The 21,971-nt window shown below is 63.5% G+C and carries 23 protein-coding genes; 17 read left to right on the top strand and 6 right to left on the bottom strand.

Going from position 1 to position 21,971, the window contains the following annotated elements; genetic code table 11:
- Positions 1-30 precede the first annotated feature (30 nt).
- The 8 genes from wspR (at position 31) to EGJ22_RS04050 (ending at position 7,929) form a co-directional block, all read left to right on the top strand.
- The gene (gene wspR / locus EGJ22_RS04085) at positions 31-1,035 is read left to right on the top strand and encodes a Wsp signal transduction system regulator diguanylate cyclase WspR (RefSeq protein WP_047150030.1); all 1,005 of its coding nucleotides are present in this window, start codon (positions 31-33) and stop codon (positions 1,033-1,035) included.
- Between the two features lie 128 nt (positions 1,036-1,163).
- A protein-coding gene (prfB, locus tag EGJ22_RS04080) for a peptide chain release factor 2 (RefSeq protein ID WP_110678858.1) occupies positions 1,164-2,259 on the top strand; the annotation gives its coding sequence in 2 pieces (ribosomal slippage) (positions 1,164-1,235 and positions 1,237-2,259; 1,095 coding nt in all).
- 92 nt (positions 2,260-2,351) lie between these two features.
- Positions 2,352-3,854, top strand: a complete 1,503-nt coding sequence (gene lysS / locus EGJ22_RS04075) for a lysine--tRNA ligase (RefSeq protein WP_009686998.1) — start codon at positions 2,352-2,354, stop codon at positions 3,852-3,854.
- A gap of 150 nt (positions 3,855-4,004) precedes the next feature.
- Positions 4,005-4,721 carry a TetR/AcrR family transcriptional regulator gene (locus EGJ22_RS04070; protein WP_009686997.1) on the top strand — a complete coding sequence of 239 codons (717 nt, stop codon included), beginning with the start codon at positions 4,005-4,007 and terminating at the stop codon, positions 4,719-4,721.
- 28 nt (positions 4,722-4,749) lie between these two features.
- Complete coding sequence (locus EGJ22_RS04065) at positions 4,750-5,298, top strand: hypothetical protein (protein WP_029888050.1); 549 nt, start codon at positions 4,750-4,752, stop codon at positions 5,296-5,298.
- Between the two features lie 93 nt (positions 5,299-5,391).
- Positions 5,392-6,711: a flavohemoglobin expression-modulating QEGLA motif protein gene (locus EGJ22_RS04060; RefSeq protein WP_154211460.1), complete on the top strand. Its 1,320-nt coding sequence runs from the start codon at positions 5,392-5,394 to the stop codon at positions 6,709-6,711.
- Positions 6,683-7,606 (top strand): alpha/beta hydrolase, encoded by a 924-nt coding sequence (locus tag EGJ22_RS04055; protein ID WP_029885106.1) that lies wholly within the window; start codon positions 6,683-6,685, stop codon positions 7,604-7,606. The genes EGJ22_RS04060 and EGJ22_RS04055 overlap by 29 nt, the downstream gene beginning before the upstream one ends.
- Positions 7,603-7,929, top strand: a complete 327-nt coding sequence (locus EGJ22_RS04050; protein WP_009686993.1) for a hypothetical protein — start codon at positions 7,603-7,605, stop codon at positions 7,927-7,929. The genes EGJ22_RS04055 and EGJ22_RS04050 overlap by 4 nt, the downstream gene beginning before the upstream one ends.
- Positions 7,930-7,993: 64 nt before the next feature.
- Here EGJ22_RS04050 and EGJ22_RS04045 read toward each other — a convergent pair whose 3' ends face one another.
- The 3 genes from EGJ22_RS04045 to EGJ22_RS04035 all read right to left on the bottom strand — a co-directional run bounded on the left by EGJ22_RS04045 (position 7,994) and on the right by EGJ22_RS04035 (position 9,902).
- On the bottom strand, positions 7,994-8,785 hold the full coding sequence (locus EGJ22_RS04045) for an OmpA family protein (protein ID WP_009686992.1): 792 nt from the start codon (positions 8,783-8,785) through the stop codon (positions 7,994-7,996).
- A gap of 50 nt (positions 8,786-8,835) precedes the next feature.
- Complete coding sequence (locus EGJ22_RS04040) at positions 8,836-9,249, bottom strand: DUF4398 domain-containing protein (RefSeq protein ID WP_009686991.1); 414 nt, start codon at positions 9,247-9,249, stop codon at positions 8,836-8,838.
- A gap of 305 nt (positions 9,250-9,554) precedes the next feature.
- Positions 9,555-9,902, bottom strand: a complete 348-nt coding sequence (locus EGJ22_RS04035; RefSeq protein WP_009686990.1) for a hypothetical protein — start codon at positions 9,900-9,902, stop codon at positions 9,555-9,557.
- Between the two features lie 263 nt (positions 9,903-10,165).
- On the opposite strand from EGJ22_RS04035, the gene ppc reads away from it, so the two are divergent.
- From ppc to EGJ22_RS03995, 7 genes are all read left to right on the top strand, one after another.
- Positions 10,166-12,793, top strand: a complete 2,628-nt coding sequence (gene ppc, locus EGJ22_RS04025) for a phosphoenolpyruvate carboxylase (RefSeq protein ID WP_009686989.1) — start codon at positions 10,166-10,168, stop codon at positions 12,791-12,793.
- Between the two features lie 257 nt (positions 12,794-13,050).
- Positions 13,051-13,701, top strand: a complete 651-nt coding sequence (gene adk / locus EGJ22_RS04020; RefSeq protein WP_029885102.1) for an adenylate kinase — start codon at positions 13,051-13,053, stop codon at positions 13,699-13,701.
- Between the two features lie 303 nt (positions 13,702-14,004).
- Positions 14,005-14,679, top strand: coding sequence for a tRNA (adenosine(37)-N6)-threonylcarbamoyltransferase complex dimerization subunit type 1 TsaB (gene tsaB, locus EGJ22_RS04015; RefSeq protein ID WP_009686987.1), 675 nt, complete (start codon positions 14,005-14,007; stop codon positions 14,677-14,679).
- Between the two features lie 131 nt (positions 14,680-14,810).
- Positions 14,811-15,098 carry a hypothetical protein gene (locus EGJ22_RS04010; RefSeq protein ID WP_009686986.1) on the top strand — a complete coding sequence of 96 codons (288 nt, stop codon included), beginning with the start codon at positions 14,811-14,813 and terminating at the stop codon, positions 15,096-15,098.
- A 3-nt stretch (positions 15,099-15,101) separates the two neighbouring features.
- Positions 15,102-15,971 (top strand): DUF72 domain-containing protein, encoded by an 870-nt coding sequence (locus EGJ22_RS04005; RefSeq protein ID WP_125920134.1) that lies wholly within the window; start codon positions 15,102-15,104, stop codon positions 15,969-15,971.
- A gap of 28 nt (positions 15,972-15,999) precedes the next feature.
- Positions 16,000-16,830, top strand: a complete 831-nt coding sequence (locus tag EGJ22_RS04000; RefSeq protein WP_009686984.1) for an oxaloacetate decarboxylase — start codon at positions 16,000-16,002, stop codon at positions 16,828-16,830.
- Positions 16,830-17,516 carry an extensin family protein gene (locus tag EGJ22_RS03995; protein WP_009686983.1) on the top strand — a complete coding sequence of 229 codons (687 nt, stop codon included), beginning with the start codon at positions 16,830-16,832 and terminating at the stop codon, positions 17,514-17,516. The genes EGJ22_RS04000 and EGJ22_RS03995 overlap by 1 nt, the downstream gene beginning before the upstream one ends.
- Before the next feature lie 2 nt (positions 17,517-17,518).
- On the opposite strand, the gene EGJ22_RS03990 is transcribed toward EGJ22_RS03995, so the two are convergent.
- The gene (locus EGJ22_RS03990; RefSeq protein ID WP_009686982.1) at positions 17,519-18,139 is read right to left on the bottom strand and encodes a hypothetical protein; all 621 of its coding nucleotides are present in this window, start codon (positions 18,137-18,139) and stop codon (positions 17,519-17,521) included.
- Positions 18,140-18,242: 103 nt separating this feature from the next.
- Here EGJ22_RS03990 and EGJ22_RS03985 point away from each other — a divergent pair, with 103 nt between their 5' ends.
- Positions 18,243-19,019 carry a class I SAM-dependent methyltransferase gene (locus EGJ22_RS03985; protein ID WP_125920133.1) on the top strand — a complete coding sequence of 259 codons (777 nt, stop codon included), beginning with the start codon at positions 18,243-18,245 and terminating at the stop codon, positions 19,017-19,019.
- On the opposite strand, the gene EGJ22_RS03980 is transcribed toward EGJ22_RS03985, so the two are convergent.
- A complete protein-coding gene (locus EGJ22_RS03980) occupies positions 19,016-19,915 on the bottom strand; it encodes an RHS repeat-associated core domain-containing protein (RefSeq protein WP_084728225.1) in 900 nt (299 codons plus the stop codon). The two genes, EGJ22_RS03985 and EGJ22_RS03980, sit on opposite strands and share 4 nt — an antisense overlap.
- Before the next feature lie 146 nt (positions 19,916-20,061).
- Positions 20,062-20,703, bottom strand: a complete 642-nt coding sequence (locus tag EGJ22_RS03975; RefSeq protein WP_033691401.1) for a TetR/AcrR family transcriptional regulator — start codon at positions 20,701-20,703, stop codon at positions 20,062-20,064.
- A 163-nt stretch (positions 20,704-20,866) separates the two neighbouring features.
- Here EGJ22_RS03975 and EGJ22_RS03970 point away from each other — a divergent pair, with 163 nt between their 5' ends.
- Positions 20,867-21,967, top strand: a complete 1,101-nt coding sequence (locus tag EGJ22_RS03970) for an efflux RND transporter periplasmic adaptor subunit (protein ID WP_125920132.1) — start codon at positions 20,867-20,869, stop codon at positions 21,965-21,967.
- Positions 21,968-21,971: the final 4 nt, after the last annotated feature.

Here is a 21,971-nt window from a genome sequence, read left to right as displayed (position 1 = left end):
GCCACGCCGGTAGTGATCGGGTGACCATGTATGGATGATTTACCGATCGAAGGTTTCGCGACCACCAACGAAAACGCGGCAATGGTACTGCTGGTCGACGATCAGGCCATGATCGGCGAGGCCGTGAGGCGAGGGTTGGCCAACCAGGACAATATCGACTTCCACTTCTGTGCCGACCCCCACCAGGCGGTGGCCCAGGCCATGCGCATCAAGCCCACGGTCATCCTTCAGGACCTGATCATGCCGGGCCTGGACGGTTTGACCCTGGTGCGTGAGTACCGCAACAACCCGGTGACCCAGGACATTCCGATCATCGTGCTCTCCACCAAGGAAGACCCTCTGGTCAAGAGCGCGGCGTTTGCGGCCGGGGCCAATGATTACCTGGTCAAGCTGCCGGACACCATCGAACTGGTGGCGCGTATTCGCTACCACTCGCGCTCCTACCTGACCCTGCTGCAGCGCGACGAGGCCTACCGCGCCCTGCGCGTCAGCCAGCAGCAGTTGCTGGATTCCAACCTGATGCTGCAGCGGCTGATGAACTCCGATGGCCTGACCGGGCTGTCCAATCGCCGGCACTTCGACGAATACCTGGAACTGGAGTGGCGCCGGGCCATGCGCGAGCAGCAACAACTGTCGCTGCTGATGATCGACGTGGACTACTTCAAGGCCTTCAACGACAGCTTTGGCCACCTGGCCGGTGACGAGGCGCTGCGCCAGGTGGCCGAGTCGATCCGCGGCTCCTGCTCGCGGCCCAGTGACCTGCCCGCGCGTTACGGCGGCGAGGAATTCGCCCTGGTGCTGCCCAACACCTCGCCTGGCGGGGCACGGCTGGTGGCCGAAAAGCTGCGCCAGACCGTGCATGGCCTGGGTATCCCGCACACTGCACCGGCGGCTGATGCGTTCCTGACCGTGAGCATCGGCCTGGCCACCCAGACCCCGAGTATCGGCAGCCATTGCCGGCAACTGATCTCGGCGGCCGACAAGGGCCTGTACCTGGCCAAGAATGGCGGGCGCAACCAGGTCGGCATTGCCTGACGCGCCGATAACAGCACCGGCCCTCGTGGTAGCTCATGTACAGGCTACCGCCCGGCGGGTCTGCCGCCCTGCGGCGGACTCGGTTATACTCGCAGGCTTTTCACCGAATTCGTGCGAGTAGCCAGCCCATGGAAATCCAACCGATCCTGAACACCATCAAGGACCTCACCGAGCGTTCCCAGTCAATTCGGGGGTATCTTTGACTACGATCACAAGCATGACCGCCTGATCGAAGTCAACCGCGAGCTGGAAGACCCCAACGTCTGGAACAAGCCCGAGTACGCGCAGGCCCTGGGCCGCGAGCGTGCCATGCTGGCACAGGTGGTCGAGACCCTGGACAAGCTGTCCAACGGCCTGGGCGACTGCCAGGACTTGCTCGACATGGCTGTCGAGGAAAATGACGAAGGCGCCGTCGGCGACGTCGTGACCGAGCTGGAAGGCCTGGAAGAAAACCTGGCTCAGCTTGAGTTCCGTCGCATGTTCAGCGGCGAAATGGACATGAACAACGCCTACCTGGATATCCAGGCCGGCTCTGGCGGTACCGAGGCGCAGGACTGGGCCAACATCCTGCTGCGCATGTACCTGCGCTGGGCCGACAAGCGTGGTTTCGACGCCACCATCATCGAACTGTCCGAAGGTGAAGTAGCCGGTATCAAGGGCGCCACCGTGCACATCAAGGGCGAGTACGCCTTTGGCTGGCTGCGCACCGAAATCGGCGTGCACCGCCTGGTGCGCAAGAGCCCGTTCGACTCCGGCGCCCGTCGCCACACCTCGTTCTCGGCGGTGTTCGTTTCGCCAGAAATTGACGACAAGGTCGAAATCGAGATCAACCCGTCCGACCTGCGCATCGACACCTACCGTTCCTCCGGTGCCGGTGGCCAGCACGTCAACACCACCGACTCGGCCGTACGTATCACCCACGTACCGACCAACACCGTGGTGGCGTGCCAGAACGAACGTTCGCAGCACGCCAACAAGGACACCGCCATGAAAATGCTGCGGGCCAAGTTGTACGAGCTGGAAATGCAAAAGCGCAACGCCGCCTCGCAGGCGTTGGAAGACAGCAAGTCGGACATCGGCTGGGGCCACCAGATCCGCTCCTACGTGCTGGATGACTCGCGTATCAAGGACCTGCGTACCGGCGTGGAACGTAGCGATTGCCAGAAGGTGCTGGATGGCGACCTCGACCAGTACCTGGAAGCAAGCCTGAAGCAGGGCCTGTAAGCCGTACTCCACCGCCGCGCCATCGGCGAACCGCCGCTGGCGCGTGCCCTGCCCGAAAAGGGCAACGAATACCTGATGGAAAAAATGACCAGATGAGCGACCTCAAGACCGAATCGCAAGACCTGCAACAGGAAGAGAATGCCCTGATCGCCCTGCGCAAGGAAAAACTTGCCGCCGAGCGTGCCAAGGGCAATGCCTTCCCCAATGACTTCCGTCGCGACAGCTACTGCAACGACCTGCAGAAGCAGTACGCGGACAAGACCAAGGAAGAGCTGGAAGCAGCCGCGATTCCGGTCAAGGTGGCGGGCCGCATCATGCTCAACCGTGGCTCGTTCATGGTGATCCAGGACATGACCGGCCGCATTCAGGTCTACGTCAACCGCAAGACCCTGCCGGAAGAAACCCTGGCCGCAGTCAAAACCTGGGACTTGGGCGACATCATCAGCGCCGAGGGCACCCTGGCCCGCTCTGGCAAAGGCGACCTGTACGTCGAAATGACCAACGTGCGCCTGCTGACCAAGTCGCTGCGCCCGCTGCCCGACAAGCACCACGGCCTGACCGATACCGAGCAGCGCTACCGCCAGCGCTACGTCGACCTGATGGTCAACGAAGAAACCCGCCACACCTTCCGTGTGCGCTCGCAGGTGATCTCGCACATTCGCAAGTTCCTCATCGAGCGTGACTTCCTCGAAGTCGAAACGCCCATGCTGCAAACCATCCCGGGTGGTGCTGCGGCCAAGCCGTTCGAAACCCACCACAACGCCCTGGACATGGCCATGTTCCTGCGCATTGCACCGGAGCTGTACCTCAAGCGGCTTGTCGTGGGCGGGTTCGAGAAGGTGTTCGAGATCAACCGCAACTTCCGTAACGAAGGTGTTTCGACCCGGCACAACCCGGAATTCACCATGCTCGAGTTCTACCAGGCCTACGCCGACTACCGCGACAACATGGACCTCACCGAGGAACTGTTCCGCGAGCTGGCGCAGCTGGTTCTGGGCAGCACCGACGTGCCGTACGGCGACAAGGTGTTCCACTTCGGCGAGCCGTTCGCCCGCCTGTCGGTGTTCGACTCGATCCTCAAGTACAACCCGGAGCTGACCGCTGCCGACCTGCAGGACGTCGACCGCGCCCGTGACATCGCCAAGAAGGCCGGTGCCAAGGTGCTGGGCCACGAAGGCCTGGGCAAGCTGCAGGTGATGATTTTCGAAGAGCTGGTCGAGCACAAGCTGGAGCAGCCCCACTTCATCACCGAGTACCCGTTCGAGGTGTCGCCGCTGGCCCGTCGCAACGACGACAACCCGGCCGTGACCGACCGTTTCGAGCTGTTCATCGGTGGCCGCGAAATCGCCAACGCCTACTCCGAGCTCAACGATGCCGAAGACCAGGCCGAGCGCTTCCTGGCCCAGGTAGCCGAGAAAGACGCCGGTGACGACGAAGCCATGCACTACGACGCCGACTTCGTTCGCGCGCTGGAGTACGGCATGCCGCCGACCGCGGGTGAAGGCATTGGTATCGACCGCCTGGTGATGCTGCTGACCAACTCGCCGTCGATCCGCGATGTGATCCTGTTCCCGCACATGCGCCCGCAGGCCTGAGTGAGCTGAACGAGCCGCCTTTTCAGGCGGCTTTTCTTTGCGAGCGGCAAGCCATAAGCGGCAAGCTACAAGAAACGGCAGTCCGCGTGCATTCCGCTTTTTCTGGTGGCTTGCCGCTTGTAGCTTGCCGCTTCTTCCGTGAGGTCCCCTATGACACCCGCCACCCCTCACCAGGGCGCCGCCGGCATCGCCACCGCCGTCGCCGAAAGCGTGCAATACCAAGGCCGCAAAGCTGCCCGCCAAGGCAGCGAACAGCGTCGCCAGCAGATTCTCGATGCTGCCATGCGCATTGTCGTGCGCGATGGCGTTCGCGGCGTGCGTCACCGGGCGGTGGCTGCCGAGGCCGGTGTGCCTTTGTCGGCCACCACCTACTATTTCAAGGACATCGAGGACCTGCTCACCGATACCTTCGCCCAGTACGTCGAACGCAGCGCCGCCTACATGGCCAAACTGTGGGCCAACACCGAAGTTGTGCTGCGCCAGCTGCTGGCCCAAGGGGATGGCAGCCCGCAGGCGCGGGCACGGCTGGCTGACGAAGTGGCACGCATGACCGCCGACTACGTGCAGCGCCAACTGCTGAACCGCCGCGACTTCCTGATGGCCGAACAGGCGTTCCGCCAAGAGGCGCTGCTGTGCCCGCGCCTGGCCGAACTGGTCTGTGCGCACGAGCAGATCCTGCTGCACGGCACCCGCCAATTGCTGCAGGTGGTCGGTTCGCGGCAGCCGGAACAGGACGCCCAAATGTTGACGGCGATTATCGAGCAGATGGAATATCAGGGCCTGCTCAAGGATGCCAGCGCGCAAGCCGATGGGCAGATGCTCGCTATGCTTACCCGATACCTGCAACTGGTGCTGGCATCGGCCTGAGCGAGACCGACTTTTCAAGGAGAACCTGATGAAAGCCTGGCGTGTGGTGTTGTTGACTTTGTCATTCCTGCTGCTGGGCGGTTGTCTGGTGACCTTCCATGAGCCATTGCCCAGCAATCAGGCCGCGCCCAAGGCCTTGCTCGGCAAGTGGAGCAGCAAGGACGCCTGGGGTGAGCCGTTGAAGCTCACCATCACCCGCAGCAGTGGCAATGCCTACAAGGCGGTCGCCACGGCCAAAGGCAAGGCACCGGAAGCCTACATGTTCACGGTGTCGCGCCACGGTAACCGCTGGTACCTGTCGGCCGGTGTGCCCAAGCGCCTGGGCGGCAATTTCCTGATTGGCGGCTTCGATATCGTCGATGGCAAGGAACTAGTGCTGTACAACCTGGATGTCGAGCAAGTGCAGCAGGCAGTGGACAAACAGGAACTGACCGGGCGCAGTACCGAGGTGCCGGAAGGCAACGGCGATGGTGTGTTGATCGACAGCCCGTCGGCGCGGGTGCTGGCGTACCTGGACGACCCGGCCAACTCGGACCTGTTCGTTGAAGTGGCCCGGTTCCAGCGGTCCGGCAAATGACCGTGCTGGCTTCATCGCCGGCAAGCCAGCTCCCACGGGTACAGCACAGGGCTCCAAGGCAGTGATAAACCTGTGGGAGCTGGCTTGTCGGCGATGAGGCCGGTACAGGTTTTCTGTACTAGAAAGGAGTCCCCGGTGGACGAATACCAGCAGACCATCCGCGCCCTGTCCGACCGCATCGTCGCGGCGCAAACACCGATTCGGGTGCTGGATGCGGTGAAGTGGGACGACAGCATTCGGCAGGGCTTCCTGCAGGGCAAGGGCAAGGAGCCGCCAGCGGTCGACCGCGCCTATTACCAGTCGCGGCCCCTGTCGTTCGACTCCAGCGCCGTCAAGGCCGAGTTTCAGGGGATCGAGCGCGACATCATTCGCCAGCTAGGCCAGTTCAACCCCGTTGGGCAGATCATGAAGCGCATGTGCCGCGAGTACCGCATGGTAGTGCGCATGCTCGAAGCCCGTGGCACCGAGGAGTTCGGCCTGATCTCCCAGGAGTTGTATGGCGCCGCTTCCGACGCCTTTCATGCCGGTGACCCGACCTTGGCCGACCTCGGCCTGATGCTGTCGGACTACCTGAACAACATCGATGGCCGCGGCGACCTGAAGGACGAACCGAAGAACCTGACCGCCAAAGAGGCTGTCGATACCCTACAGCGGCGCCTGAACACGGTGTTCGGTGAAGCCGAAGGCACCATCCGTGTATTCGAGTCCGACGGCATTGTCGCTGACGCCGCCGCCGGTGCCGACTATATCAAGGTGCGCGCCGATGCCATGTTCAATGCCCGTGACGTGCGGGCGCTGGAAGTGCACGAAGGGCTGGTGCACGTCGGCACCACGCTCAATGGCCTGAACCAGCCGATCTGCACCTTCCTGGCCAAGGGCCCGCCCTCGTCGACGGTGACCCAGGAAGGCCTGGCCATCCTCATGGAGGTGATTGCCTTTGCCTCCTACCCCAGCCGCCTGCGCAAGCTCACCAACCGCACCCGTGCCATCCACATGGTCGAGGAGGGCGCCGACTTCATGCAGGTGTACGGCTTCTTCCGTGAGCAGGGCTTCGAGATGGGGCAAAGCTACAGCAACGCCAGCCGGGTATTCCGCGGCTCGGTGCCCAACGGCCTGCCATTTACCAAGGACTTGTCCTACCTCAAGGGCTTCATCATGGTTTACAACTACATTCAGTTGGCTGTGAAGAAGGGCAAGCTCGAACAGATACCGCTGCTGTTCTGTGGCAAGACCACCCTGGAAGACATGCGCACTTTGCGTCAACTGGTCGAGGAGGGGCTGGTCGAGCCGCCCAAGTACTTGCCCGAACAGTTCCGTGACCTCAACGCGCTGTCGGCCTGGATGTGCTTCTCCAACTTCCTCAACCACCTGAGCCTGGATCGCATTGAAGCCGACTACGCGAATATTCTCTAAGTCCTGCCGCCCGCTGCTGCTGGGGCTGGTGCTGCTGGCCCTGGGCGGCTGTAGCAGCCTGCTGTTCTACCCCGAGCGCGGGCAGGCGTTCACCCCTGAACGGGCCAAGCTGGCGTACCGTGATGTCACCCTGACCACTGCCGATGGCGTTCGCCTGCACGGCTGGTGGCTGCCGGCCAAGCCGGGTGTCGAGGTCAAGGGTACGGTGTTGCACCTGCACGGCAACGGCGGCAACCTGCCTGGGCACCTGGGTGGCAGCTACTGGCTGCCGGAGCAGGGTTACCAGGTGCTGATGGTCGACTACCGCGGCTATGGCCTGTCTGAGGGCAAACCGAGCCTGCCAGAGGTATACCAGGACATCGCCGCGGCCATGGCCTGGCTGGACCAGGCGCCCGAGGCCAAGGGCAAGCCTCTGGTGTTGCTGGGGCAAAGCCTGGGCGGCGCCATGGCGATTCATTACCTGGCAGGCCACCCGGAGCAGCGCCAGCGCTTCGCTGCCCTGGTTTTCGACGGGGTGCCGGCCAGCTACCGGGCGGTGGGGCGCTATGCCCTCAGTACCTCGTGGATGACCTGGCCATTGCAGGTGCCACTGTCGTGGCTGGTGCCCGACGGCGACAGCGCGATCCGCTCGATCGAGCAACTGCGCAGCCCGCCCAAGCTGTTCTTCCAGAGCATCGATGACGACCTGGTGCCGCTGGAAAACGGTATCCGTCTGTATCAGCACGCGCCACCGCCACGGGTGCTGCAACTGACCCGAGGTGGCCATGTGCAGACCTTCGCCGACCCTACATGGCGCCAGGTGATGTTGCGCTTCCTCGATGACCCTAGCCATTTCAACGGCCTGCGGCGGCTCGCCGAAGTGCCTGATTACCCTGACGAGAAGAACAGCCAATGAGTGAAGAACGCAACGCCATCCCGCTGATCCTGACGGGTGTGGGCAGCATCATCGTGACGGTGGGCGCCTTGTGGTACTACGGCTACCTGCATTTCGCCAAACCCGAGGATGCCCTGTTGCTGCAGGATTACACCATGCTCAAGACCGTCCCCGGCGAGGATTACAAGGTTTCGCTGGACCCGGCACCGCAAGTGGCGCAGTGCGTGGACGGGGTATTGGTGCTGTTCGATACCCAGCAGAAAGGCCTGACGGGTGTGCTGGTGGACAACCGCAAGCGTGCAGTGCGCTGCATGGGTGAGGAAACGCCGCAGCAGGTACAGTGAGCGGCAGCGAAGCAAAAAAAAGCCCCGCGTCGATCGCGGGGCTTTCTCTGTCAGCTGGCCAGTATTACTGCTTGGCCTGGCTCATGGAGCGTGGCTGCACCGGCTGGTTGTCGTTGGAGATGGTCACCTCCACACGACGGTTCTGTGCACGCCCGGAGTTGCTGGAGTTGTCCGCAACCGGGTACTCCTTGCCGTAGCCTTGGGCCACGATGCGCGCTGGGTCTACGCCGGCGCGCACCAGGGCCATGCGTACGCTGTTGGCGCGGCGCTCGGACAGGCTCTGGTTGTAGCTGGCCGAGCCGACGCTGTCGGTGTAGCCCTCTACGATCACCTTGCGCTCAGGGTTTTCCTGAAGGAACTGGGCCAGTTTGGTGATGTTCGGGTAGGCGTTGCTTTTCAGCTCGGCCTTGTTGAAGTCGAACAGCACGTCACCGAAGGTCACCAGCGTACCGCGGTCGGTCTGCTTGGCGTTCAGGCTGTTCTGCAGCTTGGCGATCTGGGCATCGCGGGCATCCAGCTTGGCCTGGGCACGCTGGGCGGCTGCGTTCTTCAGCTCACCCTCGGCAGTGCGCAGGGCAATGGTCTGCTTGGCCACTTCGACGCGCTGGTTGGTCAGGTAGGCCAGCTGGTCGACTTTCTTCTCGTCTTCACGGTCCATGTAGGCCTTGTCGGCCTTGTTCAGCCAATCCTGGGCATCCTTGGTTTCCAGCGCGGCGACTTTGCTCGCCTGTGGATCGCTCTGCAGGGCCGAGAAGTTGGTGCGGGCGGCTTCCAGGTTGGCGTTAGGGTCGTGCGAGCACGCAGCAAGACCGACGCTCAGGGCCAGCAGGGCGGGAATCATGACGTAATTGCGCATAGTGTTCATCCTTTGATCGTGTGCGAAGGCTAAGGTTGGCGGGGCAGGGCTCACTGAGCGCTGCGCAGGCCTTCCTCACGTACGTCCTGAACGCCCTGGCGGGCATCCTGCACGGCCTTCTGAGCCTTGGCCGCCTGGGCCTTGCGTTCAGCCAGGCGTGCGTCCCATTCGGCCTGTTCGGCCAGGCGCTTGGCTTCGTCGTACTTCTTGTCGTGCATGGCGATTTCAGCCTGCTTGAACTTGTCTTGCGCGGCTTTCATTTCCACGGCGGCGAACTCGGTGCCGCCAGCGCTGACAGCGGAATTCACGGCGGACTGGGTAACCGCATATTGCTCGGTAGGCGGGTTACCCGCACAGCCGGCCAGGACCAGGCTACTGCCCAGGGCCAGCGCGGCCAGCTTGAACCCGCGCACATGAGTGGATGACGGTTTGCTAGTGCGGGTTTTCATGGTGGTCAGCTCCATTGGATCACTCCTGATAACGATGTCCGTAGCAGTCCATCGCTCATTCCCTGACAAGTCCGCGCGCTTGGGATCAACGGTGCACAACGGCAGGTGTGCAGGGTTTTAGCGTGATGGCTATTAGCTGTGACTCAGAGTTTTTTTGGATAGTTCCGAAAAATTTCTGACCCGGCGGAGGGTTTTTGCAGAGTGCCCGAGGCAATTGAAGCGGGTGGCGGACGGCGCGGCCAATGTTCGTCTCGGCGCATGTGCTGCCCGAGATCAGGCGCCGCGCGGGCGGCGCCTGATCAATCAAGGCAGCGCAATGCCTACGCCCCTGGCTCTTCACTGCCCTCGGTGGTAAGGCTGTGCAGATGCTGCTTCGACAGCGACAAAAACCGCGGTGTCGGCCCCACATCCTCATACATCGGGTCACCTTCTTCATCGGTGGCGATGACCTGGCGACCGGGCACATAGGGAAAACTGGCTTCCACTTCTTCAAGCGCGGCCGCGACCAGTTCGCCGAGCAGTTCCTCGGCGGTACGTTTGGGGTACATGTCGATCAGCGCGGCCAGGCGCGCTTCGGACTCCAGGTCCAGATGCAGGACATGGCCGGTACGGCTCAAGGTGCCGGCGGCATTCTGTTCCCAGTGCTGGGCGAGTTCACGGATTTTCATGATGACCTCTGGTTACGCCTCGAAGGCTGCATGGCATGGGAGTGCTCAACCTTCACTTTAGTTGGCTTTGGCCGATCCCTGCTTGCCATCGCTGCTTGGCTGGGGGCACTCTTGGGTGAATGTCACCGCCCCAATGTGGGAGCGGGCATGCCCGCGAACACCGGTGAAGCCGGTGCCAGCCACCGCGTTGGATTTTTCGCGGGCATGCCCGCCCCCCAGGAAGGGCGTGTAGCCTGGAAGGGATGCAACGGAGAGAGGGGCCAATGACCGATATCGATGTGCGCTTGCGTGAAGATGTGCATGTGTTGGGTGAACTGCTGGGCGAAACCATCCGCCAACAGCATGGCGATGCATTCCTGCAGAAGATCGAAGCCATTCGCCACAGCGCCAAGGCCGACCGTCGCGGCCCCGGGGAGCAACTGAGTTCGACCCTGGCAGACCTTGCCGAAGAAGACCTGCTACCCGTGGCCAGGGCCTTCAACCAGTTCCTTAACCTGGCCAACATGGCCGAGCAGTACCAGTTGATCCGCCGCCGCGATGCCGACCAGCCCGAGCCGTTCGAAGCGCGGGTGCTGCCCGAGTTGCTGGCGCGGCTGAAGCAGGCCGGGCACAGCAATGATGCCCTGGCCCGGCAGTTGGCGAAGCTGGATATCCAGCTGGTGCTCACGGCACACCCCACCGAAGTGGCGCGGCGCACGCTGATTCAAAAGTACGATGCCATTGCCGGCCAGCTGGCTGCCCAGGACCACCGCGACCTGACCCCGGCAGAACGCGAGCACGTGCGCGAACGCCTGCGCCGGTTGATCGCCGAGGCCTGGCACACCGAGGAAATCCGGCGCACCCGGCCAACCCCGGTCGACGAGGCCAAGTGGGGCTTCGCCGTGATCGAGCATTCGTTATGGCACGCCATCCCCAGCCACCTGCGCAAGGTCGACAAGGCCTTGTTGGACGCCACCGGGCTGCGCCTGCCGCTGGAGGCCGCCCCTATCCGCTTTGCCTCGTGGATGGGCGGGGACCGCGACGGCAACCCCAACGTGACCGCCGTGGTGACCCGCGAGGTGCTGCTGCTGGCCCGCTGGATGGCTGCCGACCTGTTCCTGCGCGACATCGATGCGTTGGCCGCCGAGTTGTCCATGCAGCAGGCCAACGCCGCCCTGCGCCAGCAGGCCGGCGACAGCGCTGAACCCTACCGGGCGGTGCTCAAGCAGTTGCGCGACCGCTTGCGCGCAACGCGTGCCTGGGCGCACTCGGCGTTGAACAGCAGCCAGCCGCCCAGCGCCGAGGTGCTGGTCGACAATCGTGACCTGATTGCCCCACTGGAACTGTGCTACCAGTCCCTGCACGCGTGCGGCATGGGCGTTATCGCCGAGGGGCCGCTGCTGGACTGCTTGCGCCGCGCGGTCACATTCGGCCTGTTCCTTGGCCGGCTCGACGTGCGCCAGGACGCGGCCCGGCACCGTGACGCCCTGACCGAAATCACCGATTACCTGGGCCTGGGCCGCTACGCCGACTGGGATGAAGAGCAGCGCATCGAATTCCTCCAAGCCGAGCTGAAAAACCGCCGGCCACTGCTGCCGGCACACTTCAAGCCGCAGGCGGATACGGCCGAGGTGCTGGCCACCTGCCGCGTAGTGGCGGGTGCACCTGCTGCCTCGTTGGGCTCTTACGTCATCTCCATGGCCGGGGCTGCCTCGGATGTGTTGGCGGTACAACTGCTGCTCAAGGAAGCTGGCCTGACCCGGCCGATGCGCGTGGTGCCATTGTTCGAAACCCTCGCCGACCTGGACAACGCCGGGCCGGTGATGCAGCGCCTGCTGGGCCTGCCAGGTTACCGTGCAGGGCTGCGCGGCCCGCAGGAGGTCATGATCGGCTACTCCGACTCCGCCAAGGACGCCGGGACCACGGCAGCGGCCTGGGCGCAGTACCGTGCCCAGGAAAACCTGGTGCGTATCTGTGCCGAGCATCAGGTCGAACTGCTGCTGTTCCATGGCCGCGGCGGCACTGTGGGCCGTGGCGGTGGGCCTGCCCATGCGGCGATCCTGTCGCAGCCACCGGGCTCGGTGGCCGGGCGTTTCCGTACCACCGAGCAGGGCGAGATGATCCGCTTCAAGTTCGGTTTACCGGGCATTGCCGAGCAAAACCTCAACCTGTACCTGGCTGCCGTACTCGAAGCCACGCTGTTGCCACCGCCGCCGCCGCAGCCGGCCTGGCGCGAAGTCATGGACCAGCTGGCCGCCGATGGCGTCAAGGCGTACCGCAGTGTGGTGCGGGACAACCCGGACTTCGTCGAGTATTTCCGCCAGTCGACGCCGGAACAGGAACTGGGGCGCCTGCCACTGGGCAGCCGCCCGGCGAAACGCCGCGCCGGTGGCATCGAAAGCCTGCGGGCCATCCCATGGATCTTCGGCTGGACCCAGACGCGGCTGATGCTGCCGGCCTGGTTGGGCTGGGAAACCGCGCTGAGCAATGCCCTGGCGCGTGGCCAAGGCGAACTGCTGGCGCAGATGCGCGAACACTGGCCGTTCTTCCGCACCCGCATCGACATGCTGGAAATGGTACTGGCCAAGGCGGATGCGCAAATTGCCGAGGCCTACGACGAACGTCTGGTGCAACCGCAGTTGCTGCCTTTGGGGGCGCACCTGCGCGACCTATTGTCGCAGTCGTGCCAGATAGTGCTTGGCCTGACCGGGCAGCCGGTGCTACTCGCGCACAGCCCCGAGACACTGGAATTCATCAGCTTGCGTAACACCTACCTGGACCCGCTGCACCGCCTGCAGGCCGAATTGCTGGCGCGCTCGCGCAGCCGCGAAGCCGCTCTGGACAGCCCATTGGAGCAGGCCTTGCTGGTAACGGTGGCGGGCATTGCCGCCGGCTTGCGCAACACCGGTTGAGCGCAGGGCCGGGTGCGGCAGTCGGCATGCCGTAACGGCTGTACGGCAGCAGCGAAAGGGTGGTTGCGCCGGGCGCAACCACCTGCCTGCTTGGTCGCAAGTGGCGCATTCCTGCAACTTTGGGACGCTTGTCTGGCTGCCGGGCGCTGTGTATCTTGAGCAGCCCTCTGACCGAATTATGGTCATACCCGATTTTCCGGACTTGGCCCTGGTCGCCGAATCCATTGAAGTTCATAAAAAAATTTGAGGAGCACAAGATGCGCGTTATTCTGCTGGGAGCTCCCGGGGCCGGTAAAGGTACTCAGGCAAAGTTCATCACCGAAAAGTTCGGTATCCCCCAAATTTCCACCGGTGACATGCTGCGTGCTGCCGTCAAGGCCGGCACCCCGCTGGGCCTGGAACTGAAGAAAGTCATGGATGCCGGCCAGCTGGTGTCCGACGAGCTGATCATCAGCCTGGTCAAGGAGCGCATCGCCCAGCCGGATTGCGCCAACGGCTGCCTGTTCGACGGCTTCCCACGGACCATTCCACAGGCCGAAGCCATGGTTGCGGCCGGTGTCGATATCGACGCCGTGGTTGAAATTGCCGTGGACGATGAAGAAATCGTGGGTCGCATGGCAGGTCGCCGTGTGCACCTGGCCTCGGGCCGTACCTACCACATTCAGTACAACCCGCCGAAAGTGGAAGGCAAGGACGACGTCACTGGCGAAGACCTGATCCAGCGCGACGACGACAAGGAAGAGACCGTTCGTCATCGCCTGTCGGTCTACCACAGCCAGACCAAGCCGCTGGTGGACTTCTACCAGAAGCTGTCGGCGGCCAATGCTGGCAAGCCGAAGTACAGCCACATCGAAGGCGTAGGCTCGGTTGAAGCCATCACTGCCAAGGTACTGGCAGCCCTGAGCTGATCCGATACAGCATGCACCGTCAACGGCCCGCTTGCGGGCCGTTGTTTTTTCTGGCTTTAGCTATGCGGTCCCAGTAGGAGCGGCCTTGTGTCGCGATGGGGCGCGCAGCGGCCCCGGCGATTTCTGCGGCGAAGCTCACTCTGCGGCGAAGCTGAAATTGTGGGGCCGCTGCGCTCCCCATCGCGACACAAGGCCGCTCCTACTGGGACCGTGTCAAGTGGCCATACAGCGGCCCCTTGGGGACACAACGGCGCAGCTGCTCTATAATGCCGCACTTTTTCTTCGCACCTGGATACCCGTTCGATGACCACCCTGTTGGCCCTGGATACCGCCACCGAAGCCTGTTCCGTTGCGCTGCTGCATGACGGCAAGGTAACCAGCCATTACGAGGTGATCCCGCGCATGCATGCCCAGAAGCTGCTGCCGATGATCAAGCAGTTGCTGGCCGATTCCGGCGTGGCACTGAATGCGCTCGATGCCATCGCCTTTGGCCGGGGCCCGGGTGCGTTCACCGGTGTGCGTATCGCGATTGGTGTGGTACAGGGGCTGGCGTTCGCCCTCGAGCGCCCGGTGCTGCCGGTCTCCAACCTTGCCGCGCTGGCCCAGGGCGCGTTGCGCGAACAGGGCGTGCAGCAGGTCGCCGCGGCCATCGATGCGCGTATGGACGAGGTGTACTGGGGGTGCTACCAGGCCACGGCGGGGGAAATGCGCCTGGTCGGCAGGGAGGCCGTGTTGCCACCCGAGCAGGTGGCGCTGCCGTTAGAGAGCACCGGTGCCTGGTTCGGTGCCGGCACGGGTTGGGGTTATGCCGAACGCCTGGCAGTGAAAGTCGCGGCCAGCGATGCCCAGGCCCTGCCCAGCGCTGTGGACGTACTGGCCCTGGCCGGTTTTGCCTGGGCGCGTGGCGAGGCAGTTACCGCCGAACAGGCGCAGCCGGTGTATCTGCGCGACAATGTTGCTACCCCGAAGCAGCAATAGCTGCTGTCCGTCGGTTATTGCCGATCACACTAAAACCTTTTTTGCAATCTGTGGTCCAGTTATCAATGAAGCATTAGCGACTGAGCTCTGATGCTGCTAAATTGCCATCATTGATCCCGAGTGCTCATGCCATGCGTATCGACGGTTTCTCATCGCAGTACCCGATCAAGCGCACGCCGCGCAAGGCCGCGGTGCGCGAGGATGCGGTCGATGATGCTGAGGTCGTCGATGACCTTGAAGCCGCGCCACCCGAGCCCGCCGCTCGCCGCCTTGGCGCTGGCCTGCCAGCCCGCCAGCAGGACATGGTTTTCCCTCGCGCCCGTGACCGGCGTACCGCCAATGCCTTGGCCAGTTACCTGAGTACCGCCGGTTTTACCGACTGGGACATGGAAGTACTAGGGCTCGACCTGTACATTTGATGGATGAGTCCATCACCCCTGCCTTACTTTCTCGGTTGCCCGTCATGGAGTGAAAACGCCTGGCGCGACTACCTGTACCCCGCTGACGCCAGCAGCGGCCAGATGCTGGGGTTCTATAGCCAGGTGTTCAACGCGGTCGAGGGCAACACCACCTTCTACGCCCGGCCTGCTCCTGGCACCCTTGCCCGCTGGGCACAGGTAATGCCCGAGCATTTCCGGTTCACCGCCAAGTTCCCCCGCGACATCAGCCACGCCGGTGACCTGCGCGACCAGCTGGAGCCTGCCTTCGATTTCACCCGGTTGATGGCGCCATTGGGCAGGCGGGTGTCCCCCTACTGGTTGCAATTGCCGGCCCAGTTCGGCCCTGCGCGCCTGGGCGAGCTGTGCCATTTTCTGGATGAGCTGTCGGTGCCCGTGGCAGTTGAAGTGCGTAACCAGGCGTTTTTCGCCAAGGGTGAAGAAGAGCGCATGCTCAACCGGGTACTGCACGAGCGCGGCGTCGAGCGTATCTGCCTCGACCCGCGCGCGCTGTTCAGCTGCACTTCGCGTGACCCTGCCGTGCTGCATGCGCAGTCGAAAAAGCCCAAGGTGCCGCCGCGCCCGGCCGCCTTTACCCAGCACCCGCAGGTACGCTTCATCGGCCACCCGGAACTGCAAGCCAACGACGTGTTTCTCACCCCGTGGGTAGACAAGGTGGCCAGCTGGATCGAAGAAGGCCGCAGCCCCTATATCTTCCTGCATACCTCGGACAACCGCCTGGCGGCGGCACTTGCCCGGCATTTTCACCAGCGCCTGATGCTGCGTTTGCCGGGCCTTGCCGCGCTGCCGGAATTGCCGCGCGCACCCGAGGTCGAACAACTGGGGCTACTGTGACCCTTCCCTGACTGCCGGAGGTTCCACCATGGATGTGCAAACCCTGCGAGCCGAAGCCTTCAAGGCCTTGCACCAGCGTGACGGTGCATTCGTCATCCCCAACCCGTGGGATGCCGGGTCGGCCAGGCTGTTGGCGAGCCTGGGCTTCGAAGCGCTGGCCACTACCAGCGCCGGCCTGGCCTTCAGCCTGGGCCGCCCGGATGCCGAAGGGGCCTTGAGCCTGGACGACACATTGGACAACGCCGGTGAAATCGTCGACGCCACCGCGTTGCCGGTGGCTGCCGACCTGGAAAACGGCTTCGGCGACCTGCCCGAGGACTGCGCGCAGACCATTCTGCGTGCCGCCGAGGTTGGCCTGGTGGGTGGGTCTATCGAAGACGCCAGCGGCCGCCATGATGCGCCCATTTATGATATCGGCCTGGCGGTGGAGCGTGTACGCGCCGCAGTGCAGGCTGCCCGGAGCCTGCCGTTCCCGTTCACCCTGTGCGCCCGTGCAGAAAACCTGCTGCACGGGCGCATGGACCTGGACGACACCATCCTGCGCCTTCAGGCCTACGCCGAAGCGGGGGCCGATGTGCTGTATGCGCCTGGCCTGCGAACGGTGGAAGAAGTGCGCGCGGTGGTGCAGGCCGTGGCCCCGCGGCCGGTGAACGTGCTGATGGGCATGGCCGGCGTGGCGTTGAGCGTCAACCAGTTGCAGGACCTTGGCGTGCGCCGCATCAGCCTTGGCTCGTCGCTGGCCCGCGCGGCCCTGGGTGCGTTGCAGCGGGCCGCGCTGGAAGTCCATGACCAGGGCACCTTCGGCTACGCAGACCAGGCTTTGCCGTTCGCTCAGCTCAACGACCTGTTCCGCCGTTGATGCGGGCCCTGACGCTGCTGGCCGGCCTGCTGTTGTTGGCCGTGCTTGCCTGGCAACTGGGCTGGCGCCTGCCCGCGCCGTGGAACCCCTGGGCGCCGTTGGATGTGCGCCAACCACCCAATTGGCTGACCCCCTACAAGCTCTCGCGGCTGCGGGATGACTCCGCGCTGTGCCGCCAGGCACTGGCCACCAGCCAACTGCGCTACCGGGCACAGGCCGACAGCCCGGCCTCGGCCAACTGCCCGCTGGAAAATGTGTGGCGTATCGAAGCCGGCAAGGCGCGCCTGAGCAGCAGCTTTCTGGCCAGCTGCCCACTGGCGGTGGCGTATGCACTGTTCGAACACCACGCCTTGCAGCCTGTCGCGCAGCGGGTGTTGGGCCAGCCGGTGACCCAGGTCGACCATGTGGGCAGCTTTGCCTGCCGCAACGTCTACCACCGCAAGCAAGGCCGCCTGAGCCAGCACGCGACGGCCAATGCCCTGGACATCAGCGGCTTTCGCCTGCAGGACGGTCAGCGCATCGTTCTGGCGCGTGACTGGCAGGCGGGTGGGGCCAAGGCGCAATTCCTGCGCGAGGTGCAGCAGGCTGCCTGCCAAAGCTTCAGCACTGTGTTGGGGCCCGACTACAATGCCGCGCACCACAACCACTTCCACCTGGACATGGGCCGCTGGCAGGTCTGCCGCTAAGGTCAGGCGTAGGCGCGCACGTTGTTCAGCACCACCGGGCGCGCCCAGTGGAGGTCGAATGCCAGGTCGGTCTGCTGCTTGCTCAGCGTGGCATCGTCGAACGGTTCGGCGGCGGGTGGCAACAAGTCGCTTTCCAGTTCGGCGATGGGCAGGAACAGCGGGCGTGGGCTAGGGCCCGGTCCGGGCTCGGGCAGCGGCTGACCCTGGCTCATCACCACCGGGCGCAGCCAGCTGTTGTTGATGTCGAGCTGGCGCTGCTGTTCGATCAGTTCGATGGCGCTGAAAGGCTCGGGGGCCGGCGGCAAGAGGCTGGCTTCCAGCTCGGCCTTGGGTAGAAACAGCGGCTCGGGTGGGACTACGCGGGTATCCTGCACCGGGCAGGCGCGCTGCGCGTGGATCATGGCCAGCGCGCGGGCGCCGCCGATCGGTTCGCCGCTGTCCTGGTCGTACTTCACGAACGACTGGCTGATGCTGTCTACCGGCTCTTCCTGGCGCTCGGCCATGGCCCGGGCGAAAAAATCCTGCCACAGGTGGCTGACGCCCCCGAGTGCCTGGGTGTTGTGCTGACTGTAGTTGCCGACAGGCGACAAATAGGTCAAGCCGATGGGAAGAGTATCTGACATGGCAGTCGCGCGCGTTGTGCTCTGGCAGAATAGCGGGATATTGCCTGTATCGGCCGTGGCGGCCGATACCTTAACGGCGGGGTTCAATTTCTAGGTGTTGAAGATGGAAGAGCAGGGCACAGGTATCCGGGTCGAGGCGCTAACGGCCGAATTCGCAGGGCAGGCCGCTGCATGGGCCGAGCGCCTGGCGCTGCCGTTGCAGGACGATGATGCCGGATTTGCCGTGCAGGTGGGCGTTGATGGTTTGCAGATCCAGCAATTGGGCCCGCAGGCACCGGGGCCGGTGCGGGTGGACTTTGTCGAAGGCCAGGCCGCGCACCGGCGCCAGTTTGGCGGTGGCAACGGGCAGATGATCGCCAAGGCCGTGGGCATCGCCCAAGGCGTTCGACCGCAGGTGCTGGATGCCACGGCGGGGCTTGGCAAAGATGCGTTTGTGCTGGCCAGCCTGGGCTGCCAGATGACCCTGATCGAACGCCAGCCGCTGATAGCCGCGCTGCTGGAAGATGGCCTGGCGCGCGCCCGGCTGGATGAAGAAGTGGGGCCGATTGTCGGGCGCATGCGCCTGCTGACCGGTAATGCCATCGAGCGCATGCGCAGTTGGGAAGGCGAGGCGCCGCAGGTGATCTACCTCGACCCAATGTTCCCGCACCGCGACAAGAGCGCCCTGGTGAAAAAGGAGATGCGCGTGTTCCGGCCCTTGGTCGGCGATGACCTGGATGCCCCGGCCCTGCTTAAAGCCGCCCTGGCGCTGGCCAGCCACCGGGTGGTGGTGAAGCGGCCGCGCAAGGCGCCGATCATCGACGGGCCGAAGCCGAGCCATAGCCTGGAGGGTAAGTCGAGCCGGTATGACATATATCCGAAGAAGGCGTTGAAGGCCTAATCCTCACGCAGGCGTCTCAGACGTTCTAGCAGCTCTTCGTGTACCATATCTTCCGGAATGGAAGGGTCAATGGTTGTATGGCTGCTTAGTATTTCTTCAGCGAGTGTACGGGGAGGATCGGCATGGACTGCACTGTGTGCATGCGTTTTTTGCGTTGGTCGGGTAGTGTCAAAATTAAAACGCCCGTTTTTGTCTGCGGGCAAAAGGCCCAGTATTGTCTGTTGGTTATTAAGAATGTTTATTTCTTCCAGTGCATACCCTGTTGTATAGGGAAGTCCATGAGTAATTCCGCGTTCTAGCTTACTCTGAGCTCGGAGTTGGCGTTTATTAATAGACTTTGACAGCGCGTTGTATTCATTTCTAGATAGGTTAGGACTCGATTCATCCAGGCGTGGAGCCAGGTTATTGTACCGATAGCGCTGGTTAAGCTTTTTGAACAGCCTTCCGAAAAATCTGCCGGTAGGGTCCACCCTGTTGATGGGGTCGTTGCCGCAGTAAGCATACGTGTTAAGACCACCTCTAGCGAATGGCGAGAAACTGTCCGCACTGTGAAAGCGCATCAGCGCAGGATTGAACAGGCGGTGACCATTACCCAGCAAGTAGCCTATGGCAGAGGGTAGCCAAGTTTGCCCGGTAAAGCGGGACAGTATCGGGTGAGCGGCCGGTAAACTATCACCGCCATAAGGGCTGTAGGCAATGGCCGTTTGGCTTCCTGCATGGGAGGTAACGGTTGACGCTTGGGCATCGGTGGCCAAAAGCTGTGTTTGCGTGGTTTGGCTGTTTGTTTCGCACAGGTTCTGGTTATTCGCGCTGACAACTGAACAATGAGCACTGCCTGAGTGCACTGTCGAGAGTTTGCTGCCCTTATAAAAGAGCTTAAGTGTTTGAGTGGACATGGTGGTGCGCTCATGTGGGGCTTCATGAGAGTATGTCCAGAGTGTACCTGGTCGGATACTGGCAAAAATGTCAGGTAGTACGCCGGTTGGGGGGCACAGGCACTGGCATCCGCGCTCCTACAGACCGCGTATGCCAGAAGATGCTTTCAGGGTCGGTACGCTCGCAAGAACACCCCCACCACCTCGCGCACATGCGCCTCGGCCTCGTCGCCCTGCAGCGGCCCCGCGCACCCCAGCAGCAAGCGGTAATCCGGTGCCCCCTTGACCAGGCAGAAGAAGTGCTCCGCCGCACGCAGCGGGTTGTCGATGCGCAACAGCCCGCGCTCATCCGCCCCGCGCAGCAGCGCTTCCATCCCTGCCAGCACGCGCTTGGGCCCGGCTTCGTAGAAGTACTGGCCAAAGCTCGGGTCCAGGCTGCCTTGGGCCATGATCAGGCGGCTGAGCTTGACCGCTTCGTCACTGCTGATCAGCGCCTGGAAACCACGGGCGATATTCAGCAGCACGTCTTCGACCTGCGCACCGACTGGGTACTCGAACAACAGGTCCGGCAGCTGGATCTGGCAAGTGGCCATGACCGCTGAACAGAACAGCGTCTGCTTGTCGGTGAAGTGGCTGTACACGGTGAGCTTAGAAACACCTGCCGCCGCAGCGACCGCATCCATGCTGGTGTTGGCGTAGCCAAGGCTTAAGAACAGCGACTTGGCAGCTTCGAGAATAGCCTCGCGCTTGGCCAGGTCCTTGGGCCGGCCTGGGCCGATGGGTGCGTCGTTGGGCATTGTGGTCTGCATGTGGTTGATCAAGCTCTCATATTACCGGCTGGAGCGGTTTCCAGCAGTGCTCGTAGCCATCGTCAGGTGATTCTTATCGACGCTGGCTTCTCGGCAGCAGTTCCCTGACTTAATATACCCGCCAGTACAAATATTCGAAGTACCCTCTGCGAAAGGATTCATCATGTTGCGCCAGGCCTTGTCAATCGCGTTGCCCGCCGCCGTCGCCGTGCTTCTGGCGGCGTGTGAACAGGAAGCCGCCGCCCCCGCCGCCCCGCGCCCGGCGTTGGTGGTGCAGCCGCAGCCAGCCGAAGCGGGGGCCGCCAGTTACCCCGGTGAGGTGCGTGCGCGCTTCGAGCCGGAACTGGCGTTCCGTATTGCCGGCAAGGTCAGCAAGCGGCTGGTCGAAGAAGGGCAGCGGGTCAAGGCCGAGCAGCCGCTGGCCGAGCTGGACCCGCAGGACGTACGCCTGCAACTGGAAGCTAACCGCGCACAACTGGCCGCCGCCGAAGCCAACCTGGCACTGGTGCGCACCGAGCGTGATCGCTACCAGAAGCTGCTGGACCGGCAAATGGTCAGCCATTCTCAATATGACAATGCCGAAAACCTCTACCGTGCCGGCCTGGCCCGCCTGAAGCAGGCCAAGGCGCAGTTCGACGTGGCCGGGAACCAGGCAGCCTATGCCGTATTGCGTGCGCCCCAGGCCGGGGTGATTGCCAAGCGCCACGTGGAAGTGGGCCAGGTGGTTGCCGCTGGGCAAACCGCCTTCACCCTCGCCGCCGATGGTGAGCGCGAGGTGGCCATCGCCCTGCCAGAGCAGCAGTTCGCCCGGGTCGCCATCGGCCAACCGGTGAGTGTGGAGCTGTGGTCGCACCCGCAGGCGCGCTTCCAGGGGCGCATCCGCGAGCTGTCACCCGCGGCCGATCCGCGCTCGCGCACCTTCGCCGCCCGCATCGCCTTCACCACGTCGGCTGCCCCGGCCGAACTGGGCCAGAGCGCCCGGGTATTCATTGCTACCGAAGGCCTGATCCCATTGTCTGTACCGCTGTCGGCGGTCACCGCCGAGGACGGCCAGGCCTATGTCTGGCGGGTGAACAAGGACAGCCGCCTGGAGCGGGCCGTGGTGCGCCTGGGTGCGTACGGCAACGATAGCGTGCCCGTGCTCGATGGGCTGGCCGCCGATGACTGGGTGGTGGCCGCCGGTGGCCATGTATTGCGTGAGGGGCAGCAGGTACGCCCCGTCGACCGCAGCAACCGCGTAGTGAACCTGACGGCCAAGGAGTAAGTCC

Source organism: Pseudomonas sp. p99-361 (assembly GCF_003935475.1).
Classification (GTDB): Bacteria; Pseudomonadota; Gammaproteobacteria; order Pseudomonadales; family Pseudomonadaceae; genus Aquipseudomonas; species Aquipseudomonas juntendi.
The sequence above is the reverse complement of the archived record's forward strand: the minus strand, read 5'-3'. Positions and strand labels throughout refer to the sequence as shown.